The organism is Mariprofundus sp. EBB-1 (genome assembly GCF_003665155.1).
Taxonomy (GTDB): Bacteria; Pseudomonadota; Zetaproteobacteria; order Mariprofundales; family Mariprofundaceae; genus Mariprofundus.
In genome coordinates, this window is the sequence record NZ_RCFQ01000003.1 from 146078 (window position 1) to 166092 (window position 20015).

General features: G+C 47.9%; 18 protein-coding genes. 15 read left to right on the plus strand and 3 right to left on the minus strand.

The window, feature by feature from the left end; genetic code table 11:
• Nucleotides 1-27 precede the first annotated feature (27 nt).
• The 8 genes from D8Y20_RS02460 to secB all read left to right on the plus strand — a co-directional run bounded on the left by D8Y20_RS02460 (nt 28) and on the right by secB (nt 8169).
• On the plus strand, nt 28-1365 hold the full coding sequence (locus D8Y20_RS02460) for a S41 family peptidase (RefSeq protein ID WP_201265501.1): 1338 nt from the start codon (nt 28-30) through the stop codon (nt 1363-1365).
• A gap of 41 nt (nt 1366-1406) precedes the next feature.
• Complete coding sequence (locus D8Y20_RS02465; protein ID WP_121541442.1) at nt 1407-2510, plus strand: divergent polysaccharide deacetylase family protein; 1104 nt, start codon at nt 1407-1409, stop codon at nt 2508-2510.
• The gene (locus D8Y20_RS02470; RefSeq protein ID WP_121541443.1) at nt 2507-3118 is read left to right on the plus strand and encodes a DUF502 domain-containing protein; all 612 of its coding nucleotides are present in this window, start codon (nt 2507-2509) and stop codon (nt 3116-3118) included. Before D8Y20_RS02465 ends, D8Y20_RS02470 begins: the two co-directional genes overlap by 4 nt.
• A gap of 108 nt (nt 3119-3226) precedes the next feature.
• Nucleotides 3227-4213, plus strand: coding sequence for a tetratricopeptide repeat protein (locus tag D8Y20_RS02475; RefSeq protein WP_121541444.1), 987 nt, complete (start codon nt 3227-3229; stop codon nt 4211-4213).
• Nucleotides 4179-5483, plus strand: a complete 1305-nt coding sequence (locus D8Y20_RS02480; RefSeq protein ID WP_236075197.1) for a murein L,D-transpeptidase family protein — start codon at nt 4179-4181, stop codon at nt 5481-5483. Before D8Y20_RS02475 ends, D8Y20_RS02480 begins: the two co-directional genes overlap by 35 nt.
• Nucleotides 5480-6637, plus strand: a complete 1158-nt coding sequence (locus tag D8Y20_RS02485; protein ID WP_121541445.1) for a DUF484 family protein — start codon at nt 5480-5482, stop codon at nt 6635-6637. Before D8Y20_RS02480 ends, D8Y20_RS02485 begins: the two co-directional genes overlap by 4 nt.
• Nucleotides 6615-7538: a tyrosine recombinase XerC gene (locus tag D8Y20_RS02490; RefSeq protein ID WP_236075198.1), complete on the plus strand. Its 924-nt coding sequence runs from the start codon at nt 6615-6617 to the stop codon at nt 7536-7538. The genes D8Y20_RS02485 and D8Y20_RS02490 overlap by 23 nt, the downstream gene beginning before the upstream one ends.
• A gap of 154 nt (nt 7539-7692) precedes the next feature.
• Nucleotides 7693-8169, plus strand: a complete 477-nt coding sequence (secB, locus tag D8Y20_RS02495) for a protein-export chaperone SecB (RefSeq protein ID WP_121541446.1) — start codon at nt 7693-7695, stop codon at nt 8167-8169.
• A gap of 37 nt (nt 8170-8206) precedes the next feature.
• Here secB and rlmN read toward each other — a convergent pair whose 3' ends face one another.
• Both rlmN and D8Y20_RS02505 read right to left on the minus strand, forming a co-directional pair.
• Nucleotides 8207-9256, minus strand: coding sequence for a 23S rRNA (adenine(2503)-C(2))-methyltransferase RlmN (rlmN, locus tag D8Y20_RS02500; RefSeq protein ID WP_121541447.1), 1050 nt, complete (start codon nt 9254-9256; stop codon nt 8207-8209).
• A 72-nt stretch (nt 9257-9328) separates the two neighbouring features.
• Nucleotides 9329-9673 (minus strand): ferredoxin family protein, encoded by a 345-nt coding sequence (locus D8Y20_RS02505; protein ID WP_121541448.1) that lies wholly within the window; start codon nt 9671-9673, stop codon nt 9329-9331.
• Between the two features lie 148 nt (nt 9674-9821).
• Between D8Y20_RS02505 and D8Y20_RS02510 the strand changes: the two genes are divergently transcribed.
• The 4 genes from D8Y20_RS02510 to D8Y20_RS02525 all read left to right on the plus strand — a co-directional run bounded on the left by D8Y20_RS02510 (nt 9822) and on the right by D8Y20_RS02525 (nt 14558).
• Nucleotides 9822-10718, plus strand: a complete 897-nt coding sequence (locus D8Y20_RS02510; RefSeq protein ID WP_121541449.1) for a site-specific tyrosine recombinase XerD — start codon at nt 9822-9824, stop codon at nt 10716-10718.
• Nucleotides 10719-10912: 194 nt separating this feature from the next.
• The gene (locus tag D8Y20_RS02515; protein WP_121541450.1) at nt 10913-12088 is read left to right on the plus strand and encodes a citrate synthase; all 1176 of its coding nucleotides are present in this window, start codon (nt 10913-10915) and stop codon (nt 12086-12088) included.
• Between the two features lie 14 nt (nt 12089-12102).
• Nucleotides 12103-13740 carry a gamma-glutamyltransferase gene (ggt, locus tag D8Y20_RS02520; RefSeq protein WP_201265502.1) on the plus strand — a complete coding sequence of 546 codons (1638 nt, stop codon included), beginning with the start codon at nt 12103-12105 and terminating at the stop codon, nt 13738-13740.
• A gap of 197 nt (nt 13741-13937) precedes the next feature.
• A complete protein-coding gene (locus D8Y20_RS02525; protein ID WP_121541451.1) occupies nt 13938-14558 on the plus strand; it encodes an outer membrane beta-barrel protein in 621 nt (206 codons plus the stop codon).
• A gap of 77 nt (nt 14559-14635) precedes the next feature.
• Here D8Y20_RS02525 and D8Y20_RS02530 read toward each other — a convergent pair whose 3' ends face one another.
• Nucleotides 14636-15343 carry a 16S rRNA (uracil(1498)-N(3))-methyltransferase gene (locus D8Y20_RS02530; protein ID WP_236075200.1) on the minus strand — a complete coding sequence of 236 codons (708 nt, stop codon included), beginning with the start codon at nt 15341-15343 and terminating at the stop codon, nt 14636-14638.
• Nucleotides 15344-15471: 128 nt separating this feature from the next.
• Here D8Y20_RS02530 and D8Y20_RS02535 point away from each other — a divergent pair, with 128 nt between their 5' ends.
• The 3 genes from D8Y20_RS02535 (at nt 15472) to D8Y20_RS02545 (ending at nt 19997) form a co-directional block, all read left to right on the plus strand.
• Nucleotides 15472-16035, plus strand: coding sequence for a chorismate lyase (locus D8Y20_RS02535; RefSeq protein ID WP_121541452.1), 564 nt, complete (start codon nt 15472-15474; stop codon nt 16033-16035).
• A gap of 3 nt (nt 16036-16038) precedes the next feature.
• A complete protein-coding gene (locus D8Y20_RS02540) occupies nt 16039-16920 on the plus strand; it encodes a 4-hydroxybenzoate octaprenyltransferase (protein WP_236075201.1) in 882 nt (293 codons plus the stop codon).
• A gap of 143 nt (nt 16921-17063) precedes the next feature.
• On the plus strand, nt 17064-19997 hold the full coding sequence (locus D8Y20_RS02545; RefSeq protein ID WP_121541453.1) for a PEP/pyruvate-binding domain-containing protein: 2934 nt from the start codon (nt 17064-17066) through the stop codon (nt 19995-19997).
• Nucleotides 19998-20015: the final 18 nt, after the last annotated feature.

Genomic DNA, 20015 nt, shown 5'->3' on the forward strand with positions numbered 1-20015 from the left:
GATTGTTGAAACGGGGTAAATATTAAGATGAAGAAAGTATCTTTGAAGTTACGTCATGTGCTAATGGGCACAGTAGCCGGATTTAGTCTTGCCATTGGGGTGATGGTTTGGAGCCCGGGCGAAGGCATCTTACAGGCTGATGCTGCAACTGATTATGAACAGCTTCAAAAGTTTTCACGTGTCATGGAGATGGTGCGCCGTGCTTATGTTGAAGATGTGAAGGATGAGCAGCTTATTGATGGTGCGCTCGATGGTATGCTTACCAGTCTTGATCCGCATTCAACCTACTTGAACAAGGATATGTATAAGCAGATGACGGTGGATACCAAGGGCGAATTTGGTGGCCTGGGTATTGAAATATCGGCTGCTGAAGGTGGCATTCGTATTGTATCTCCCATTGAAGATACACCGGCTGACCGGGCTGGCATTAAAGCCGGCGATATGATTATTAAAATTAATGATGAACTGGCGCGTGATATGAGTTTGTCGGAAGCCGTCAAGATTATGCGAGGCAAGCCCGGTACCAGTATTGTGTTGACGATCTTTCGGAAAACCGAAAATGCACCACTGAACATTAAAATTGTTCGCGATGTCATTAAGGTAAAGTCTGTTAAAAGTGATTTGCTGGCTCCCGGTTATGCGTACTTGCGTATTACCCAGTTTCAGGAGCGTACGGGCAGCCTGTTGATGAAACAGCTTGCGGACTTGGAAAAACGGGCCGATGGAAAGTTAACAGGGGCGGTGCTCGATTTGCGCAATAACCCGGGTGGTTTGCTGAATCAGGCGGTTGAAGTCTCTGATATGTTTTTAGAGAAAGGAAATATTGTCAGCACCAAATCACGGGCAGGTAAAAGCCTTACTTTTGATGCCCGCAGCGGTGATGCATTACATGGCTTGCCACTGATTGTATTGATTAATAATGGTTCTGCTTCTGCCTCCGAAATTGTTAGTGGGGCATTGCAGGATCATCACCGCGCAGTGCTTGTTGGCACCAAAAGTTTTGGCAAGGGCTCGGTGCAGTCCGTAGTCCCGCTGGGTGATGGAACCGCCATCAAAGTAACCACTGCCCTGTATTATACGCCAAGTGGCCGCTCCATTCAGGCTACCGGTATTGATCCCGACATTGAGGTTGAGCAGCTTGTAGTTAAAGCTGAAGAGGCAAAAAAAGCTGGGTTTTCAGTCTCTGAGCGCGATTTGAAAGGTCATTTGTCCAATGGGAATGCCAAGAAGAAGGCTGCCAAAGATAAAGTGAAGGAATCGATTGAGAATCATGCCAGTGATGCCATGAAAGCGCGTCTGAAATTGGATACGCAATTACAACGTGCGTTGGACTTGTTGAAGGGTTTGCATGCCCTTAAAGGATAAGAGCCTCTACTCTAAACGTTGCATACTTTCCGATCTGTTTGATGTCTGAAAAAGAAAAATTACCTTTTTGGCTTGGCGTTGTGCTTGGTCTGATCTTGGGCATGGCGGGGGTGCTGATGGTCATCATGCCCCAGCTTGATCGAAGCGATCAGGGCTCACCTGCGGTGGATGCGTCTGATTTGAATTATAAAGCAAATAATCAGGATGCTGCATTGCAGCCACCAGTGCTTGATGCAACGCCGGATCAAGGTGCATTGAATCCACATGAATTATCATTATCAGCTGATCAACCGGATAATGAAATAATGCACGAGGATTCAGACGCCTATGTTGATCAGTCTATACAAGCACCAGCGATGCAGGGTGGCAATGAAGAGGTCTTGGATGCCATTGAGTCACCCTCAGGGATAGCAGATGTCCAGCCATTAGTGCCTGTAGATCAAAAGGAAAAATATGGTATTGCTCTGGTGATTGATGATGCCGGTTATGATTTGAAGGCAGTCGAACGTGTGTTGGCTTTGTCTGTACCTGTGGCAATCTCGGTTCTTCCTGAATCTACCTTTGCTCGCCAAGCCGCGGTGTTGGCGAAACAAGCCGGCCAAGTGGTGATGCTGCATCTGCCAATGCAGCCAGAAGACCCATCATTGGAAATGACGGAAGACTTTCTACACGGCAAAATGAATCGAAATGCAATTCGAAATACCTTTTTGAAAGATCTTGCAAAAGTGCCATTCGTAGAGGGTGTAAATAACCATATGGGCTCCAGGTTGACACAGATGGATAAACCCATGCATTGGGTCATGCAGGTATGTCAGGAAAAAGGGCTGTTTTTTGTGGATTCAAGAACCAGTGCCCGGAGCGTGGCCGCAACATCGGCAAAATCAATGGGTGTCGCCTGGGCGTCACGTAGTATTTTTCTTGACCACGAGATGACATTGGAAGCCATGAAGCATGCCTGGCAGCGCGCACGTAATTGTGCGAAGAAAAAACTCAGCTGCGTGATCATTGCGCACCCCAGAGCTAAAACAGTGGCATTCCTGGAAAATTATCTCAGTAAAGATGATGCGAAACAGATGGTTTCCATCAGGCGGTTGTTGCAGACAACGCCTATAGTATCACAGGCATCGAAAAGCGTCTTACCATGATCTCTTTGCGTAAATACCTCTTCGCCGGTGTGGTAACGTTGGTGCCGCTACTGGTTGTTGCAGCGCTGATTAACTGGTTGATCGAAGTCTCTGATAAAACTGTTGCACTATTGCCTGTCGGCTATCGACCGGATGCATGGATTGGTATGGATATTCCCGGCATGGGAATTATTCTGGCACTGGTGTTTATTATCATCATTGGTGCGTTGACCACCCATTTTATCGGTCGTCATTTGATGCGTTTGGTGGACAGGGTTATGGGGCGCATTCCATTAGTGCGTAACGTGTATAATGCAACGCGTCAGCTGCTTGAATCCATTTTTGGTGATGGTTCAAAAGCATTTAAAGAAGTGGTGATGGTGCCCTTTCCTAATCAAGGTAGTCTGGTGATGGGGTTTGTGACGGGGGAAAGCCCTTTGCAGGTATCTGAAGGAGAGACAACGCGCGTGGCTGTGTTTGTTCCATCTACGCCAATACCAACCACTGGCTGGTTGCTGTTTGTAGAGGCCTCTGAACTCAAGCATCTGGATATTAGTGTGGAAGAAGGAATGAAACTGCTGCTATCCGGCGGTGCTGTATCTACTCCCGGAGAGAAAAAAACAAACTGATCCAGTGAAGCACTTATCTGTGTTGAATGTATCGTTTTGTGTTCATACAGCTGAGAAAATTGTTGTCTTTGCGCTTGTTCCTGTCACGAATAGCGTTACGATACTCGCATGCTGAAAAAATATTTATTTCTATTCGTTTTACTCTTGATGACTACGCAAACTTGCGCAGCCGCAAGTGACAAACCATCCATCGATTCCATCCAGACCTTGATTGAACAAGGTGATGTAAGCGCAGCATTATTGAAGATGCAGCAGATGGTCAATGATGACCCGAAAAACTATCAAGCATGGTTTTTACTCGGGGTGAATCAGGCTGAGCGGGGGGCTTTCGATGATGCGATCAAGTCTTTTAATCATGTGATTGCCTTGCAACCGACATTGGCAGAGCCACACAATAATTTAGCAGTGATTTATAATGAAATGGGTAATTATCGGGCAGCTGTAGATGCGTTGGAGAAATCACTGGCATTAAAGCCGGACTATCTGACAGCGCAGGAAAATATCGGAGATTTATATGTGAAATTGGCTGCCGATGCCTATCGCAAGGTGCTGGCAAAAGATCAGAATGCCGCGCTGCAACAACGCTATCAGCGCCTGCTAAAAGTGCATGCTGATGTTCCGGTGGCTGCTGTTGAACCGATAGTTCATCAATCAGACAAGAAAAAAGTTAATATGACACCGTCCAGGGCAAATACAGCAAAGCGTGTCAAATCTGAACCTGTTGTCATCAAGCATACGGCAATGTTGACGCAATTCAAAAAAGAGGTGCTGAGTGCTGTTGAAGCGTGGCGAGTGGCGTGGGGAAACAAAAATTTACCTGCTTATTTTGCGGCCTATAGCGAGGATTTTAAGTATGGTGACAGGTTTGCATCCTTTGCGAAGTGGAAAGCGTATAAAATATGGGTAATACAGAAACGTGAATTTATCAAGGTAGATATTGAGCATGTTGTGGTGACAGTATTTGCTGAAAATGTAATCAAGGTTCAGTTTTTACAGCATTTCCGTTCTGATACATATAATAATGATGATAACAAAGAGATGTTGTTTAAAAAGGGAACCGATGGCTGGAAAATTATTTATGAAGCATCTGTATAATTCGTTGCGTTTAGGACTGTTAGCACTGCTCACGTTTGTGTGTGTGGCGACTGCCACTGCTGCTGATCAGCAATGGGAATGGGTGGTCAAGGAGATCAAGACTGGTAGTGATGTGGCTGTGAAGCAGCTATCACATCAGGAGCGCACTGTTTTGCTAGCGACGATTGCGCTTAAGTCAGATGATCCTGACAGTGCATTAAGGCTGTTGTTGAAGGCTAAGAAGGGTAAAGATCCGCTGGTGGCATTGTTGGAAGCAGAGGCCTATCGGCAGCAGGCAATACAGGCCATGCGGGATTCTGGTGCTGGTGGTATGGGCAGACAGGAACGCATGTTGGAATCTGTAGATCTGAATAATGGTCTGGGGGAAGCCGATGCGCGGCTGAATGCTTTTATCTCCAATCTACGTAGCGTTAAAGGTGAACCGGTCGATGTGCTATTGGCTGGCAGTAGTATGGCGAATGTGTTCATGTTTGATAAAGCGCGTAACCGTTTGTTTGTATATAAGCCGACTGGTTCGGGCGGTTTTGAAAAAGTGACCGATGAGTATGTTGTGACCGGTTCTATTCAGGGTGATAAAATACGGCGCGGAGATGGCAAGACACCGCATGGTGTTTATCGCTTTATCAAAAAATTGCAGGGTAAAAACCTGGAAGCGCGTTATGGCCCTGTTGCATACCCTATAGATTATCCGAATACCTTGGATTTACTACATCAAAAAAATGGCAGCGGTATCTGGATGCATGGCTATCCGATGGATGTGAGTCGCAGGCCACCACAAGATACGCGGGGTTGTTTTTCGTTAAACAATCATCGCTTGATGAACATCTCTAAATATGTGCGTCTGCATCGTAGCTGGGTCATTGTGGGTAAAGATTTTGTGTTTGGTCAAAATAAAGACAAGCAAGAAATGCTGGAATCGGTCCAACGTGATATTGAAGCCTGGCGGAGAGACTGGATGTCATTGAATGCCAATGCCTACTTTTCACATTACCATGAAAAGTTTCGCTCCGGTGATCGCAACCTGGCCGAGTGGAAGCGTTATAAATCAAAGCTGAATGCGAAAAAAACATCTGTTCATGTTGAATTGACCGACATGACCATTATTCATGACCCCAACCCATGGCCGGAAGGGGAAATAGTCGTGGCCGAATTTGATCAACGCTATCGCTCCAGCAATTATAAAGATCAAGGTCGTAAACGTGTATATCTGGTACGCGCCAGTGCCAATCAAGCATGGAAAGTATTGATTGAAGAGTCTTTGCCACAATGAGTGAGACAAAGGATCAATCCGGTAAGCCTGCTGTCGCCAGTATAGGCGATCTGTCATCGCGTCGATTCCAGCAAATAGCCGACGAAAACCGTGAGCTGAAAGCGTATGTTGCGGATGTTATGCAGCGCCTCAGACAAAATGAGCGCCTGTTTTCACGCATGTTTGAGCTTGAATCCGATGTGTTGAAATCAACCGATCCAGAAGATCTCTGTTTTACCTTGTTGCGTGGCTTGCGTACTCGCTTTGACCTGGATTTTGTACGCTTCTGGTTTGATCGTTCTAGTTTTATTGGCAGTCATCAACTGGATGGTCTGTCTGAACGCGACCTGGTCTGGATTGAAGCGGGTGAAATCAAACAGATGGGGCTGGATCGTAAACGTACGTGGCTGGTGCAGCTCTCCAGTCAACAGAGCTTTGACTGGCTGACAGAAAAAGATAGCCATCTGGGCTCGATTGCCTTGCTCACATTGGGCGATCTGGAAAAACCGTTTGGTGTGCTCGGTGTTGGTGCGCTGGATAGGGATCGTTTTGCTCCGGATCAGAGTAGTGATTTTCTTCAGCATTTATCACAAGTAATTGGTTTAACACTAGAGCATGCCGTGGCACGTGAACATTTGGCAAGGCTTTCAGTCACTGACCCGTTAACGGGCAGTCATAATCGCCGTTTTTTGCAGCCACATAGTCATCAGCCATTGTCACAGTGGTTTGGTAAAGATACCGCAGTGGTCTGCCTCTACGCAGATGTTGATAAATTTAAAACATTGAATGATGCGTTGGGCCATGACGCTGGTGATGAAGTGCTTGCGATGGTTAGCCGCATATTACGTCAGGACGTGCGCGCCAATGATCCATTGATTCGTATGGGCGGGGATGAGTTTGTGTTGTTGATGGCAGGTTGCTCCGAAGCTAAGGCGCGTGACATTGCCCGGTCGGTGGTTGACGCTGTTGCTGGTGAGTCTGTAAGTGAGTCCAGGGCTGTGACAGTAAGTATTGGTGTGGCTTGCTCACCATCGAATAAGGATATCGCAGTGAAATCTTTAATTTCTCAAGCTGATCAGGCTATGTATGTAGCCAAAGCCTTAGGTGGCAACCGATTTGAAATGGCGGAGTCCCTTGCCGGGGTGGTTGCGAATGATGATGGAGATGCATGTTAATCATCTAAGCCTGCATGAGGCGATTGGCTCTTTTCTGGATGAGCTTGCTGATGTGCGTCTGGCATCGGTGCATACCGTGTCAGCTTATCGGCGTGATTTATTGAAATTTATGAGCCACTGTGGTGCTGATACAGATGTGGATCATATCACCCGCACGCAAGTACAGGACTGGCTGGTTGCCAGCCATGCCGCAGGCTTAGCTGCTTCAACGCTGGCCAGACGTTTGTCTGCTGTATCCAGTTTTTTTGATGATGCTGTCCGATCCGGTCACTGTAAATCGAATGTTGCTGCCGGTGTCCGTGCTCCAAAACAGCCTAAGCGCCTGCCTCGGACATTGCCGCCAGAGCAGACATCGGCATTGATGCAGCATACAGACCGCAATTCGGATCATCGTGACTTGGCGCTACTGGCGGTAATGTATGGCTGTGGGCTGCGAGTATCAGAAGTGGTTGGGCTGAATATGCATGATATTAATCTGGATCAACATGAATTGCGTGTATTTGGTAAGGGACGCAAGGAGCGTGTAGTACCGTTACCTGAAGGGGCAATGCAATATTTGCAGACCTATTTGAGTGAACGAGAAGTGCACACCGTTTCAGAAAGCGCAGAGCACGATCAGGCTGTGTTTTTGAATAAGTATGATACCCGACTTTCCATTCGCAGTGTTCAACGCATGTTGAAGGAACGCGCTGTGGAAACAGGGGCGGATGTGTCGGTGAGTCCACATCGGTTGCGCCACTCCTTTGCTACGCATCTGTTGGCTGGAGGTGTGGATCTGCGTGCTATTCAGGAGCTGCTTGGTCATGCCTCTCTGGGAACCACGGAGCGATATACTCATCTCGACATCGCTAAACTCACCGAGGTGTATGATAAAACACATCCACGCGCCAGAAAGAAATAGCGCATACACGGGTTGACATGATTCACCTTAAACTCAATGATGGACGGATCAATTATATGGTGAAATCATGATTGTCAGATTGAGTTGATAAATGAGGCTGATCAATGGCGCCGATAGATTGAACCGATAAAAATAATACAGAGGAATTATTACCATGTCAGATACTGCAGCGACTGAAACAGAGGCTCCTGTTTTCAATATTCAGAAACTATATGTCAAAGATATTTCATTTGAAAACCCGAACGCGCCTGAAGTGTTTACAGTCCAGGATGCCGAGCCCAATGTTGAATTGAATATCGGTCTGGAAAACAAACAGCTGGATGCAGAACATTGGGAAATCACGCTGAAGGTGTCAGCGATTATGCGTGATGATAAAAATGACCAGTTGTTGTTTGAAGTTGAAATTGAACACGCCGGCTTGTTCTATATTAAAAATGTACCTGAGGAACACATGGTTCATCTGCTTGGGGTTGAATGTCCTACGATTCTGTTCCCTTATACACGTCAGATTATCAGCCAGTTGACTGTGGATGGTGGTTTTATGTCGTTGATGCTTGAACCTGTAAACTTTGCAGCCGCTTTTGAATCGAGCCGCGCGCAGCAAGCGCAAGAACAACAGACACTAAATTAATGATACACAGCTCTGAGCGTGGCTGATTACAGGTTGATTATTTTCTGATCTCTGTAATCAGCTGCCCGCAGGCCGCTGAAATTTCGCGGCCCTTTGATTTGCGTTCAATCGCAATCAGCTTGGCCTCAACCAGTACGGCCTGAAAGGCGTGTACGGTAGACTGATCGGGTCGTTTAAATGCTGATCCGGGATAAGGATTAAAGGGCAGTAAATTGATGGTGCAGTTTAATCCTTCAAGTAGCTGACACAAACGCATGGCGTCTTCGATGCTGTCATTGATGCCCGCCAGCATAACGTATTCAATAAGTACACGTTTATGGCCACGTTCCTGGATATATGCCCGTACAGCCTGCATCAGCTTGGCAATCGGATATTTTTTATTGATGGGAATAATCCGGTTACGTACTTCATCGGTTGTCGCATTGAGTGAGACGGCCAGGTTGCACGGGAATTTGTCTTCCAACATGCGATAAATGGCCGGCACCATACCGGATGTGGAGAGGGTGACCCGGTTGGGTGAAAACGCCATGCCTTTAGGGTCTGTGACAATATTGAGGAACTGTTTTACCGCATCATAATTGTGCAGTGGTTCCCCCATGCCCATCAATACGATATTGCTTACTTTCTGGCCGCTAATGCGCTGGCCGGCCATGATCTCTGCGACCATTTCAGCAGCACTCAGATTGCGGGTTAATCCCGCCGTTGCAGTCAGGCAGAAGGTGCAGCCGACGGCACAGCCTACCTGTGTAGAAATGCATTGGGTTAAACGTTTTCCACCTTCAATCAGCACGGTTTCAACGGCTTTGCCATCGGGCATCTGCAGTACCAGTTTTCGCGTGCCGTCAGCCGCTAACTGTTCAGCGCTACACGTGGGTTCAAACATAGAGACATGCTCGTTGAGATAGCTATGCAGCGCCAGAGGGATTCTTGGGATATCAGCAATGTTGGTGTTATAACGCCTGAACACTGAAGCCAGGATATGATCGGCGTGCACGGGTTTTACGCCAGCCTGATGGCATAGCGCTATCAAATCACTGTGGTTCATACCAATCAGTGGTGTTTTGGCGTGTCTTGAATCGTTGCTCATGGGCTAAATAAAAAGCGCATGTGTAGAGGTCCACACATGCGCTTTCAAAAGGGTGATCCTGTTATTGTTCAGTTACAGGCCGTATTTAGCTTTGTTCGCAGCTACTTCTTCCGCTGATGGAGGCGTGTGATCATGGACTTCTGCAAGATCAAATGCTTCGCGTTTACTATCACAGAGCTCATTCAGCTCAATGTCGCCTTCGAATACTTCAGGCACATCTTCTTCCGGATAAATGGCTTCCCAAGGGCATTCAGGTTCGCACACAGCACAATCAATGCACTCTTCTGGTGAGATGTAGAGCATGTTTGGTGTTTCATCATTTTTTTCTTTTGGTTCATAGAAACAGTCAACCGGACATACAGCAACACAAGCGCTATCTACGCAGTCTTTACATAATTGGGTAACAACAAAGGCCATGGATTATTCCTCTACTTCATTAATAATTAAAAACGGCGTGCAAGCTAGCAAGCGCAAGCGCTGATTGCCACCATAGCCAATGCATGTGATTATTTATTACCTGGAATATAACTATAGTATTCAGATAAACTATATAGGATTCACGAGAATGCGTGTAGATCAATCCAATGAAGAAACCATTACCGGCCAATTGCAGCGCATGGCGATGCTGCGGGGCTGGTCGCCTCAAACAACAGAGTCATACCGTGCCGATTTGCTACATGCTCATCTGTTTTTCAAATCTATCAACGTCGATTTGGTACAGGTTGATCAGGCTGAAGTGTTGAAATATCTGGCATCACTACGACAGGATGGGCTAAAGGAGAGTACGATTCAGCGCCGTCGCAGTGCGCTATCTACCTGGTTCGCCTATTTGCAGGATCAGGGCATGCGAGAAGATCATCCTGCCCGGCATTTGCCTAAGCTGCGCAAAAGCCGCCCTTTGCCCAAATTACTCAGTGAGCAAGATGTTGAATTGCTTTTGGCAGCTCCCGATACAACGACCCCTACAGGTCTGCGTGACCGTTGTATGCTGGAGATGTTGTATGCGACAGGCCTTCGGGTCAGTGAACTGGTTAGTTTGAGTCTGGCCAATATCGATATGGCAGGAGGTCTGGTGCGTGTGATTGGCAAGGGGGATAAGGAGCGATTGGTGCCTTTTGGTGAAGAGGCTGAACGTTGGTTGCAGGCGTGGCTACAACTGCGCCCGAGCGAGCCTGCCGGTTCTTTTTTGTTTGCCGGACGTGGCGGCAAGGCGATGACACGACAAAATTTCTGGTTGCGCATCAAACAGTATGCTGCTCAGGCTGGTGTGTTTCCTCTACCGTCACCGCATACCTTAAGACATGCATTTGCAACGCACTTGCTGAATCACGGGGCTGATTTGCGAGCCGTGCAGATGTTGCTTGGACATAGCAATATCACCACTACTGAAATTTATACCCATGTTGCCAAAGCTCGCCTGCATGATTTGGTGAATCAATCGCACCCCTTGGGGAAACGCTGATGGGTGAAATGCTGTTGTGCCGGTGATGCATGAGATGGGAAATTAAAATCACTCCGCATACAGGTTGAAAAGCCCCTGTTCATAATCGCAGGAGCATTTTGCATTTGCTTTTGTTAGTTTCCATGTTTCTTTAATTCCAATGAATACGTTTTATCCGTAAATGTTGAACAGCGTGTGCGGATTACTGGAGCAAAATGATGGTAGATAAAAAAACAGCATCGAAAATCGCTTGTTATTCAGTAGGGCTGGCAGGCATCCCCGTTGCGGAATCTGCAATTTCCTCTGTGGATGGTACGCGTGGTTATCTGGAATATCGCGGTATTGATATTGAGCAATTGGCAGAACACTCCTCGTTTGAAGAGACCTCCTGGTTGTTGTTGTATGGTGAACTGCCAACTGAAGATCAACTCACCACCTTTAAAAATGATCTGTGCCATCATCGGCGTATAAAATTCCGTATTCGAGATATGATGAAATGTTTTCCTGAATCGGCGCATCCCATGGACTCGTTGCAGGCCACTGTTGCTGCACTTGGAATGTTTTATCCGTTTCCCAAGTCACAGGAAGGGGGACTAGCCCACAAAGCTGTGCATCAGGTATTTGTAAACATGATCGCAAAAGTCCCTACGTTGGTTGCCGCACATGCACGCATGCGTCATGGCGATGATCCGATTGCACCGCGTGATGACCTCTGCCATGCTGCAAATTTTTACTATATGCTGACAGGTAATGAACCGGATGAACTGACGACGCGTATTATGGATGTGGCGCTGATTGTGCATGCCGAACACACCATGAATGCCAGCACCTTTTCCACGCTGGTTGTATCTTCCAGCCATGCTGATCCTTATACCGCTATCAGTGCAGGTATCGGTTCACTCTCCGGTCCGCTGCATGGTGGAGCCAATGAAGATGTACTGCATATGCTTGATGAGATCGCTTCGGTGGATGCTGCTGAGGCATATCTACATGATAAGCTGGATAGAAAGGCGAAAATTCCAGGCCTGGGCCATCGTGTCTATAAAACCAAAGATCCGCGTGCGGTGTTGCTGCAGAAGCTCTATGTAAAATTGACAGAAAAACTAGGTGCTGATCCAACGTATGAAATAGCAAGTCGTATTGAAGAGTTATCCAAAGAGACGCTGGGGAAAAAAGGTGTTTGCCCGAATGTCGATTTCTATTCAGGCATCGTATATCGCAAACTGGGTATTCCAACTGACATCTTTACGCCTATTTTTGCGGTTGCGCGTGTGGCCGGTTGGCTGGCACACTGGAAAGAACAGCTGGGTGTTGGTCGCATTTACCGGCCTGCTCAGATTTATACTGGTCAAAAAGGTCTATCGTATATTCCAATGGAAGAGCGTAGCTAATCAGGGTTCATTGCATGTTCCGTTTCTCTCTGTATTCAGTGCTGTTTACAGCGCTACTGTTTGTCGCTTCACTTTCTCAAGCCGCAGCCCCTGCTTCAAGCATGGTGGTTTCAGCTCATCAGCTGGCAACACAAGCAGGCCTTGAGGTTTTAGAGGCAGGCGGAAATGCATTTGATGCTGCTGCAGCTACTACCCTGGCTCTGGGCGTTGTCGAGCCCGGTTCATCAGGTCTTGGTGGTGGTGGCTTTTTCCTGCTCTATATCGCCAAAGAAAAGCGTTATGTGATGATCGATGCGCGTGAAACATCACCGCAGTTGGCTGAGCACGGTGAAATATATCAAACCCGTTCCAGTATTGATGGCCCACAATCCGCGGGCGTACCGGGCATTGCAGCCGGTGTGGATCATCTGGTCAGTCGATATGGAGTGTTGAAACGTGATCAAATCACGCAGCCCGCTATCGGTTTAGCGCGCGATGGTTTTGCCGTTTCCGAGCGCTTGCAAGGCATGCTTAATTGGCGTGGAAAGGCATTCAACGATAGTGCTAAGCGTATCTTTCTGAGGGGTGATAAGCTTAAACAGCCGGCTTTGGCTGATACTTTAACGCGTTTTGCCAAAGCGGGTGCAGATGACTTCTACCATGGTGAAACTGCAGGCCGCCTGGTTGCAGATATGAAACGCGACGGTGGCTTGATTCGTGAAGCAGATCTGGCTGCCTATCGGGTGATTGAGCGTGAACCGGTTGCGTTTGATTATCAGGGTTATCATGTTGTCTCGGCGGCGTTGCCGTCATCGGGTGGTTTGACGTTGGCACACCTATTCGGGCAACTGAAAAATGATGATTTCAAATCGTTGAACCAGGCAGATCGCAAACATCTGCTTATTGAGGCGATGAAACGCGCCTATCGGGATCGTAATCAGCATCTGGGTGATCGTGATTGTGTGCAGATTCCCAAAGATTATTTGCAGCCAGAGCGTTTGCAAACCTTACGATCGAGTATTGATATGGAAAAGGTGACCCCCTCGAAAACCTTGAACGGTTTGGCGGAACCTGCCGGTAATGGTACGGACACCACGCATTTTTCTGTGATTGATGCACAAGGTAATATGGTTTCTGCGACGCTGTCGATCAATTACGCTTTTGGCTCTGCTTATGTATCCCCTTCAACTGGTATCCTACTTAACGATGAGATGGATGATTTTGCCACACAGGTGGGTAAAGCTAACGCCTATGGTCTGGTGCAAGGCAAGGCCAATGCTGTAGCACCCGGAAAACGCATGTTATCGAGCATGACGCCAACCTTTGTAATAGGCCCGAAACGCACATTCATAGTAGGTACGCCCGGCGGTTCGCGTATTATCAGCATGGTCGCGTTGGCCATGATGGGCTTTATACTGGATGAAACCGAGCCCAAGCAGTGGGTGGATGCGGCGCGTTACCATCACCAGTTTTTACCTGATGTGGTGCAATATGAACAAGGTGCTTTTTCAAAAGATGTTGCCGATGATTTACAAAAGCGAGGGCATCATCTCAAGGCAATGAATAGACAATATGGTAATATGCAAGCCATTTTATGGCAGCGGCAATCAGGTGCGTTGACAGGTATTTCAGATCATCGTGGTGAAGGCCTGATTGGTTCGCCTGCAAAATAGCGGGCACGTGGGGTAGAGGGGATGCACTATCTGACACAATCTGTTGGCTCTGTTTTGGGATTACTACCGCGGATGCGAGCATGGCTGCTGTTGGTTGTGGGCGCTCAAACAACTGAAAATGAAGGAAGTAGTTGCTTTTTTTCTTATTTTCAACTAAATATAAGATCAAACTATCAAGAAACACTCTGGAGATCGTAATGAAAAAAATACTAATTGGCATAGCAATGATTCTGGCGGGCAGTAGCAGCGCTCAGGCTCAGGATTTCAAACCGTATGCGGGTGTCGGTGTAGGTGTTTTTGGGATTGATGCGAAGGATACGACTACTGCCTTCTCTCAAAAAGTCACTGCCTTAGGTGGCTATGCGAAGTTTGGCGTAGATATGTATGAGTATTTTGGTATGGAGTTGCGTCTTGGCACGGTAGACAGTACCGGTAAACAGACGTATCCGGCTGGAAGTACTCTTGCAGGTACGGTTATTGCTACCCCGGCAACGGTGGATATGAGCACGAACTATTTTAAATCCTATCTGCTTAAAGTGCAGAATGCTGTGTCATCGGATTTCCGTTTCTATGCCTTGGTGGGGGCAACCACTGCCAAGCCATTGTTTAAAGTTGATGTGCCGGGTATTGCCCTGTTTGCGCCAATGAAATCGAAAACAGGCTTCAGCTACGGCGGTGGCGGCGATTTCTCCATTAATGATCAGTTTTCTGTTGGTGGTGAGTGGATGCAGTACTGGACCAATGTCAAAGTTGGCGCGACACGCGCGACAATGGTCAATCTTTGGGGAGCTGTTGGCACATTTACAATGAAGTTCTGAATGAATCTTGGCAGTTGCCCGAAAGTAGCTACACGCAAAGGCCTTGCATGCGAGAGAGTGTTGATCGTATAGGGTGATTAAGAATCAATGCCTGCCTGAATCGCTGCGAGCAGGGCAGGGGCCGCTGTTTCTGTGCGCATGATGCGGGGGCCGAAGGTGAGACAGTTAAACCCGGCAGTATTGAGGGTGTCGATATCCCGATCACTCCAGCCGCCTTCAGGTCCTATGGCGAGCGTAATATCGTCCGCATTGAACATCGCGTCTTTCTGCTCTTGCCAACGGCTGGCTTTTGGCTCCGGATGCAGGGTGAAACAGAGACCAAGCGCAGGCGAATCTTTCAATGTATTGGTCCAGTGCACTTCAGGTACCATGGTGCGGCCACTCTGTTCAGCGGCTTCAATGGCGATGCTCTGCCAGCGCAGCAGACGTTTCTTCAGTTTAGCACCATCGAGTTTCAGGGTGCTGCGCTCACTGCGCACAACAGTAAAACTTGCTGCTCCAAGTTCGGTAGCTTTTTGTAATACTGTTTCAATTTTTTCACTGCGACAGGCTGCCTGTACGATATGTACGCGTTTTGGCATTTCTCGATCCACCTCTGCATATGAGGCAATAAAAAGAGCGGGGTTTTCACGGGTTAGTTGTTCAACCGTGCACAGAAACTCACCACCCTGTCCATTAAACACAATGACCTCATCTCCAGCATTCAGGCGCATGACGCTGCGCAGATAGTGACCCTGATCCGTAGGTAATGTGAGCGATGTGCCTGTTTCAAGAGGCTGATTCAAATAAAGGCGGCAAGTCATAGGCGGGATTTGGCCTGATTTATCTGTCTGATGCAATACCGTTTTCAATTTGGAGATGCAGAAGTGATGCAATACCTTGACCCTTAGACGGCTGGGTTCATTATGCGCGCATGTTTTTTGGAGATTTAGAAGCCCAGGATTGGCAGTCCGTGCGTTACTGGAAAGCGGCAGAGGCAGGACTTAGCCGCGATGCAGGTGCGATTTTGACGACCGCTGGTTCATTGACCCGTTTTTTGGAGCGTCATTTTGGTATTCGTTTGGACGTAGAGCTACACGATCAATTTGTAGATCTTACTAAACCGGGTGAAGGGCCATTGTTAGGCTGTGAAGGAAACGCCCCCGTTCTACGGCGTCAGGTCTCTTTAATGCATCGTGGATCGGTACTGTTTGATGCCGAATCCGTATTGCCATTGGAGACGTTGCCGGCCGATTTGATTGCTGATCTGGAAGCAGGGGAGCGACCTCTGGGTAACCTGTTGCTGGATAGAGGGCTATCCCTGGCACGTTCCGATCTCAGTGTGGCGCAAATGCAGGGTGAAAGTGTACATAAAGGGCGTTGGGCCAGACGCTCCGTGTTGCGTTCTCCATCCGGTGTGCAGGCGTTGGTGGTGGAGGTGTTTCATCCCATCATGTGGGCTCGAATCGAAACGACAAGCCGTCGATACAGGCTCTAACAGATGATGAGATTCTCACCTGTTGGAAGCTTCATTGACTGGGTTAAACTCTTACGTATTGATCGCCCCGTGGGTTACTGGTTGTTATTGTGGCCAACCTTGTGGGGCTTGCTGGCGGCATCCGGTGGGCGGCCAAGTTTGAAAAATGTCATTGTTTTTGTGGGTGGTGTGGTGCTGATGCGCTCTGCCGGTTGTGTGATCAATGATATTGCCGACCGAAAGTTCGATCCGATGGTTGAACGTACCAAAGCGCGCCCTATTGCGGCCGGTAAGATTGCTCCGGGTGCCGCATTGATCGGTTTTGTAGTCATGTTGCTACTCGCTCTGTTGTTGGTGGCGCAAACTTCCGCATATGTGATTGTGTTGGCGGTGATAGGAGCAGTGCTGGCTAGTCTGTATCCATTTATGAAGCGTTATACCCATTTTCCGCAAGCCTGGCTTGGCATGGCTTTTGGCTGGGGGGCTATTATGGCCTGGGCGGCGGAAACCGGTGATGTCTTTGATTCACCCATTCCCTGGTTGTTGTTTTTTGCCAATGTGTGCTGGTCGTTATCATATGATACTGCGTATGCTCTGTCTGATCGGGATGATGATAAAAAGATTGGTGTGAAATCCACGGCGATTTTCTTCGGTGATGCCGCTGTGCCGGCTATCCTTATCCTTGGATTTATGAACATTATGTTGCTTGGCGTGTCTGCATATATTATGGGTGGTTTCTGGATAGGGCTGGCTTGGTGGGCTGCAATGATTCTGCAGTTGATGCTTGGCGGTCGTTTGATGCGCTGTGGTGAACATTGGGGTTTTGAGTTCTTTATACTCTCGCATTATGTGGGCGCGGTATTTACTGTCGGCCTTATTCTACAAGGATTATCTGCGTCATTCTAATGCCACGCTGCTTGTTGTCTCAAGCACGGTGACTTCATTGTAGTACATAAGAACGGTGGCGTGAGGATAGAAGGGGATAAAACCCGCTCTCAGGTGTAATACTGCAGTGGTAAGGAATCGGTTGTTTGTCTATACTCTATCCTATGCCTTTGCGTATGCCGATCATTGTGGTTTTGTTTTTCTCACTCTGCGTGGGTGTTGCTCAGGCAGCTATTGCAGACAATCAGTTACTTACATATCGCAGCTGGGTGAATCAGTTTAAAGATGAGCCAAAGGGGCCATTTAAGGCCATTCAGTGGCATTGTAAAGATGGTAGCGTGTTGCCGCCGGAAGCGTATGCCTGCCAGGATCATGGTGGTGGTCGCCAGTACGGCGAATGGAATGAGCGTGCAGTGGCTATGCGCGAAAATGGCTACCTAATTGCGAATATACTTGCAGCTATAGACCCGCAGCAGTTTGTAAACTCATCTGACAGTGCGGAACATTTGAGTCAAATACTGCTTGAGCAGTTTTTGATACATATTGATAACGGTTGGGTCTTTCGCAAAGCCAAATATTATCGCGGTGCTATTCAAACCGAAGTTGAACAGGATGCGGCAACAAAAATTGTTCTGGCCATGCTGGGTGATAAGCGCTGGCTCACGTCGGAGCGCTTCCTTTTATTGCGGGAAGCGGTGCGGATGTTGCCAATTACGGTTGAGCCATTGCTGGGTGCAGAAGTGCGTCAGATGGCGGCCGATATAAGCGAAAGAGATCCGGGATTTCATGATCTGCGTGTGAAAATTCATAGTATCCCTGACGCTAAGGATAGCGAAAGCGTACGCGCGTATGCTGCTAAATCGGGTGTTGCCGGTTTGGAAACACAGTATGCAGGTCTGGTAGCAGGGCTGGAAAAAATGTTTGGTGCCCAGACAGCCAATGAACAGCTCAAACAGTTGCATGATGAATCGACCAATAGGGCTTTTCGTCGTGAAATGACGAAGCTGATACATGCGCTTAAGCGGACAAAAAGCAGTGCTCAGATCATTGAGCTGGCAGCCTCAAAGGCACAAGCATATCGAAGCTTATTAACCAGTGATAATCCCTATACCGTATATAATCGACTGCGTTTTCTGCGCGCTACGCTGATTCTTGAGCAGGAAGTGTTTGTTCAAGCCAGCCAACTTATGAAAGGTGTTGATCATGCTAGTCGGCGTACCCGCTTGCGATGGTTGCGCCACATTGCAGCAGCACTGCATGCGACGGGTATGTTATCTGACCGACAGTGGCAAGCCATATCACAAGAGCTTGATGCTTTATTACAACACAGACGGATAAAGGTACGTGATTATCATGCCTCGCTGAATTATCTGGGCCGTGTTTCGCAGTGGTCACAGCGCGCCCTGGCATTTCATTTTTCCACGGCTCTGAAACAGTGGCAGCCAATAACACCATTGGTACAACTGTTTATACCGGATCGCTTAAGAGGTAGTCCGTTGTTGCCGTATATGCAGGTGCTGGATACCTTGATCGTAGATGCCAATAGTTTGAGTGGCATGAAACACCAACTGTTTGGTAGAGAAGTGGGTAGTGGGTTGCGGGCCTTGAATCAGGGATTGCGTCGAGGTGTGCTGCTAGCTGAGCCTAAGCAGGGTGAGAAAATGCGCTCTGATGGCATCTATATTCTTAAATCCACCACACAAAAACTGACTCCTATCGCTGGCATCATTACCCGCGGTGAAGGTAGTTCAGTCTCGCATGTGCAGCTGTTGGCGCGAAATATGGGTATTCCCAATCTGGTTGCAGACGACATGCGTATAGCTGAAATTCGGACGCATATAGGCGAGCGAGTTGTGTTGGCTGTAAGTCAAAGGGGCGTGATCAATATAGTGCCGGATCATAAGAAGTGGGATGTTGTATTTGGCTCTGAGTCGCAAGATAAGGTGACGATAAATCCTGATCTGGAAAAGTTGAATTTGAAAGACAAAACAATCATTGCTTTAAAGATCATCAGGGCCACTGATTCAGGTAGGACGGTAGGCCCAAAAGCAGCCAACCTTGGCCAGCTATCTTACTATTATCCACAGCTGGTGGGCCCCGGTCTGGTCATCCCATTCGGTGTGTTTCGTGACTATATGCAGCAACCGATTGAAGCCGGGGGCATATCCATTATTGCCTGGATGCGGAGTGAATACCGTCGTCTGGACCGTATGAAAATGGGCGCTGCACGCATTCGGGAAACACATCAATTTCTGGCGAAATTACGCAATAGAATTATTGACGGAGATCCGGGGCTTGTTTTTCGTCAACAACTGGAAAGAGCTATAAAAGATAAATTCGGCAGCCGTGATGGCAACGGTATTTTTGTGCGTAGTGATACCAATGTTGAAGACCTGCCTGGATTTAATGGGGCCGGGTTGAACCTTACAGTGCCGAATGTGGTTGGCTTTGATGCCATTCTGAATGCAGTAAAACGTGTATGGGCCTCTCCGTTTAGCGAGCGGGCATTTGCCTGGCGGCAATCCAATATGGAAAAACCGGAACATGTGTATCCTGCCGTGTTGTTGATGGAAAGTTTTCCCTCAGAAAAATCCGGTGTGATGGTCACTGCCGATGTGGGAAGTGGAGACCATAGCTGGCTGACCATTGCTGTAAATGAAGGTGTGGGTGGTGCTGTTGATGGACAGGCTTCTGAAGAGCTGCGCGTAGGGCGTATGCATGATGGTGTCCGTCTGCTTAGTCAGGCAACAGCAGCTAAGAAAATGGTGCTTTTAGAGCAGGGTGGTGTTGAACACAGGGCAGCCAGTGGTGAGCCGTCACTGTTGAATCAGGATGAGATCAAACAGTTACAGAGTCTGGCTGCCGATGTTGACTTACGGTTCCCTCTGCCTCGCAGTAGTGACATGTTGCCAGTGGCGGCAGATATAGAATTCGGTTTTAGTCATGGTCACCTTGCCTTGTTTCAGATTCGCCCTTTTGTTGAGAGTAAAAGGGCATGGCACAGCCTGACATTACAGGCAATGGACAGAGCCTTGCCTAAACGCTCAAACCGTATGGTTGATATGTATAAAGCGCCTGCGCTTTCCAAAGTGAAGTGATGAGCAGGGTGAGCCGGA

What these genes read in the sequence shown, in the direction of transcription:
- D8Y20_RS02460 (WP_201265501.1), top strand. Translation starts at nt 28, where the DNA reads ATGAAGAAAGTATCTTTGAAGTTACGTCATGTGCTAATGGGCACAGTA.
- D8Y20_RS02465 (WP_121541442.1), top strand. Translation starts at nt 1,407, where the DNA reads ATGTCTGAAAAAGAAAAATTACCTTTTTGGCTTGGCGTTGTGCTTGGT.
- D8Y20_RS02470 (WP_121541443.1), top strand. Translation starts at nt 2,507, where the DNA reads ATGATCTCTTTGCGTAAATACCTCTTCGCCGGTGTGGTAACGTTGGTG.
- D8Y20_RS02475 (WP_121541444.1), top strand. Translation starts at nt 3,227, where the DNA reads ATGCTGAAAAAATATTTATTTCTATTCGTTTTACTCTTGATGACTACG.
- D8Y20_RS02480 (WP_236075197.1), top strand. Translation starts at nt 4,179, where the DNA reads ATGGCTGGAAAATTATTTATGAAGCATCTGTATAATTCGTTGCGTTTA.
- D8Y20_RS02485 (WP_121541445.1), top strand. Translation starts at nt 5,480, where the DNA reads ATGAGTGAGACAAAGGATCAATCCGGTAAGCCTGCTGTCGCCAGTATA.
- D8Y20_RS02490 (WP_236075198.1), top strand. Translation starts at nt 6,615, where the DNA reads ATGATGATGGAGATGCATGTTAATCATCTAAGCCTGCATGAGGCGATT.
- secB (WP_121541446.1), top strand. Translation starts at nt 7,693, where the DNA reads ATGTCAGATACTGCAGCGACTGAAACAGAGGCTCCTGTTTTCAATATT.
- rlmN (WP_121541447.1), bottom strand. Translation starts at nt 9,256, where the DNA reads ATGAGCAACGATTCAAGACACGCCAAAACACCACTGATTGGTATGAAC.
- D8Y20_RS02505 (WP_121541448.1), bottom strand. Translation starts at nt 9,673, where the DNA reads ATGGCCTTTGTTGTTACCCAATTATGTAAAGACTGCGTAGATAGCGCT.
- D8Y20_RS02510 (WP_121541449.1), top strand. Translation starts at nt 9,822, where the DNA reads ATGCGTGTAGATCAATCCAATGAAGAAACCATTACCGGCCAATTGCAG.
- D8Y20_RS02515 (WP_121541450.1), top strand. Translation starts at nt 10,913, where the DNA reads ATGATGGTAGATAAAAAAACAGCATCGAAAATCGCTTGTTATTCAGTA.
- ggt (WP_201265502.1), top strand. Translation starts at nt 12,103, where the DNA reads ATGTTCCGTTTCTCTCTGTATTCAGTGCTGTTTACAGCGCTACTGTTT.
- D8Y20_RS02525 (WP_121541451.1), top strand. Translation starts at nt 13,938, where the DNA reads ATGAAAAAAATACTAATTGGCATAGCAATGATTCTGGCGGGCAGTAGC.
- D8Y20_RS02535 (WP_121541452.1), top strand. Translation starts at nt 15,472, where the DNA reads ATGTTTTTTGGAGATTTAGAAGCCCAGGATTGGCAGTCCGTGCGTTAC.
- D8Y20_RS02540 (WP_236075201.1), top strand. Translation starts at nt 16,039, where the DNA reads ATGATGAGATTCTCACCTGTTGGAAGCTTCATTGACTGGGTTAAACTC.
- D8Y20_RS02545 (WP_121541453.1), top strand. Translation starts at nt 17,064, where the DNA reads ATGCCTTTGCGTATGCCGATCATTGTGGTTTTGTTTTTCTCACTCTGC.